The sequence below is a fragment of the Streptomyces boncukensis genome (assembly GCF_011045075.1).
Taxonomy (GTDB): Bacteria; Actinomycetota; Actinomycetes; order Streptomycetales; family Streptomycetaceae; genus Streptomyces; species Streptomyces boncukensis.
The window spans coordinates 1-3,067 of record NZ_JAAKZZ010000701.1 but is presented as its reverse complement, the minus strand read 5'-3'; the positions used below and the strand labels follow the sequence as shown (position 1 = coordinate 3,067).

2 protein-coding genes are annotated in these 3,067 nt (G+C 76.9%); both read left to right on the top strand.

The annotated features are described in order from the left end of the window. Window positions 1–67 precede the first annotated feature (67 nt). Entirely contained in the window at window positions 68–1,321 is a 1,254-nt protein-coding gene (gene purD, locus G5C65_RS34495) for a phosphoribosylamine--glycine ligase (RefSeq protein WP_165303003.1), read from the top strand. Window positions 1,322–1,605: 284 nt separating this feature from the next. Continuing rightward, the coding region (locus G5C65_RS34490) for a M48 family metalloprotease (protein ID WP_338146795.1) at window positions 1,606–3,067 on the top strand (1,462 nt) is incomplete at its 3' end.

Sequence of the window (3,067 nt, the reverse complement as noted above, 5' to 3'; positions counted from 1 at the left end):
TTTTCCGCCCGGACGTGGCCCCTTCCCGGCCCCCGCCGCCGCGCACCGGGGCCGATACGCTGACCACGTGAGGATCCTGGTCATTGGCGGCGGTGCCCGCGAACACGCAATCTGTCGCTCGCTCTCCCGCGACCCCGAGGTCGCGGCGCTGCACTGCGCGCCCGGCAACGCGGGAATCGCGGACGTCGCGACGCTCCACTCCGTCGACGCGCTCGACGGCGCCGCCGTCGCGGCGCTGGCGGCCTCCGACGGCGTCCGGGCCGACCTCGTCGTCGTCGGCCCGGAGGCCCCGCTGGTCGCGGGGGTCGCGGACGCGGTGCGGGAGCGCGGCATCCCGGTGTTCGGGCCGTCGGCCGAGGCCGCGCTGCTGGAGGGGTCCAAGGCGTTCGCCAAGGACGTCATGGCCGCTGCTGGCGTGCCCACAGCGCGCAGCTACGTCTGCACGACGCCCGGGGAGGCGGACGCCGCGCTCGACGCCTTCGGCCCGCCCTACGTGGTCAAGGACGACGGCCTGGCCGCCGGCAAGGGCGTCGTCGTCACGGACGACATCGAGCGGGCGCGGGCGCACGCGCGGGAGTGCGGCGGCGCCGTCGTCATCGAGGAGTTCCTGGACGGGCCCGAGGTCTCCCTCTTCGCGCTCACCGACGGCGAGTCGGTCGTCCCGCTCCAGCCCGCGCAGGACTTCAAGCGCGCCCACGACGGCGACGAGGGCCCGAACACCGGCGGTATGGGCGCCTACTCGCCGCTGCCCTGGGCCGACCCCAAGCTGGTGGACGAGGTGGCCGCCACCGTCCTGGAGCCCACCGTGCACGAGCTGCGCCGCCGGGGCACCCCGTTCTCCGGCCTGCTCTACGCCGGGCTGGCGCTCACCTCGCGCGGGGTGCGGGTCATCGAGTTCAACGCCCGCTTCGGGGACCCGGAGACCCAGGCGGTGCTGGCCCGGCTGAAGACGCCGCTGGGCGGGCTGCTGCAGGCCGCCGCGACCGGGCAGCTCGCCCAGTTCCCGGCGCTGCGCTGGAGCGAGGGCGCCGCCGTCACCGTGGTGATCGCCGCGCACGACTATCCGGCGAAGCCGCGTACCGGCGACCGGATCGAGGGGCTGGACGAGGTCGAGCGGCAGGACGCGCCTGCCGCGTACGTACTGCACGCGGGCACCCGGCGGGACGTGGACGGGACGCTGGTCAGCGCGGGCGGCCGGGTGCTGTCCGTGACGGCGACCGGCGGCGATGTGGCGACGGCCAGGAAGCGCGCGTACACCGCCGTGGACCGGATCCGGCTCGCGGGCTCGCACCACCGTACGGATATCGCCGCCGGGATCTGAGCGCGGGCGTTCTGAGTGCGGGCGTTCTGAGCGCGCGTTAACTCACCCGATGGTGTGACACAAGACCTCTCCCCAAAGCCATTCCATCGAGTGACCGGTCCCCTGGACGGCTGACGGCCCCTGTCCCCCCAACTAGGGTTCCGCCCAGGCGGTATGGGCCAATGCGCTGTGCGGTCCGTCCGACTGGCGCAGCGCACGTTGCGGTGTCAGCGCGCGGTGTCACAGTGGTGAGAAGCCGGAGGAACCGGAAGTCCGCGACACGCCGTTCGGGGGTGAGGGAGCTCGTGGCTGGGGTTGGTCAGCAGGCAGACGCGCGGTCCGCGCGGGCCCACGCCCTCGCGGTGCTGCGGATCCGCGGCGTCGCGCTCGGCGCCGCGCTGCTGCCCGCGGCCCTGGCCGTGGTGCTGTACGCGGGGCATGCCACGGGCCATCTGGGCCCCCGCTGGGACACCGTCCGCTGGGTCGTCACCGGCGTCGCGCTGGCGGTGCTCGCCGTGGCGGGCGGCGCCGCGACGGTGATCGCGCGGGCCCGGCCCGCCGTCTCGCCCACCGTCCCCATCGCGGAGCGCGAAGCCCCCGATCTGTACGCCCTGGTGCGCGACCTCGCCGACCGCCTCGACGTCCCGGCCCCCTCCGCGCTCGCCCTCACGCCGGACTGCGACAGCTGGCTGGAGGACCGCGCGCACCTCGCGCGGGCGCCGCAGGAGGGCGCGCGGCAGACGGCGCCGGTCCTCGTCATCGGCTCGCCCTTCCTGTGGTGGATGCGGGTCGCGGAGCTGCGCGCGCTGCTCGCGCCCGTCGTCGCGGGCACCGGCCCGTCCGCGCACCCGGACATAGCCGCGGCCCGCCGCTTCGTCCGCGGGCTGGACGCGGCGGTCGCGGTCGCCGAGCGCTCCGCGCGCGCCGCCGCCGTCCGTCCGGTCGGCGCCCTCGCCCGGCTGATGCTCCGCACCGCCGGGCCGCACGCCGCCGAGATGGAGCGCGGGGTGGCGGCGGCCGCCTCCGAGCGGGCCCAGAACGTGGACTTCGGCCTGCGGGTCGTCGCCCAGGAGCAGGTCGGGCTCGCCTACGCGGGCTGGGACCGGCTGCTCACCCGGGTGGCGCTGCCCGCCTGGCGGCTGGGGCTGTGGCCCTCGCGGCTGAACGCCGGGGTGGTCTCGGCGCTCACCGAGCTCTCCCGCCGGGACCGGCTCGCCGAGGGCTTCACCTCCCGCCTGGGCGAGCGCCCCGCGTGCGACCTGCTGGAAGAGCCCGGCGCCGTCGACGCGGCGGTCTCCCTCCTCGCGGCCCGCCTCTTCCACGGCACCCGCCCGACCCCGGGCCCCGGCGGGAGCCCGCACGGCTCGGCGACGGAGTGGACGCCGGTCGAGTGGCCCGCGTATCCGGAGGAGGTCGTGGACCGCATCTGGCGCATGGAGGCGGCCGGCCTCTTCGAGTCGCTGGGCGCCCTGGAGGGCCGCAGGGCGCCCACGGAAGGCATAGCGAGCGGACCCGGCGCGGGGCCCCCGGCCAGTGCCGGAGCCGGGGACCCCGCCGCGACCGGCGCGGGCCCCGGGACCGCTGAGACTGCTGAGACCACCGGGGTCACCGGGGTCACCGGGGTCACTGAGGCCGCCGCTGGCTCCTCGGCCGGCGGCGGGCGTACCGGCGGCGGGCACGCCGACGGTGGGCGTACCGACGGCGCGAGTGCCGACGGCCGTCGGGGGGCCGTAGGGCCGGGCGCCGACCCCGGGCCCGGCCCTACGG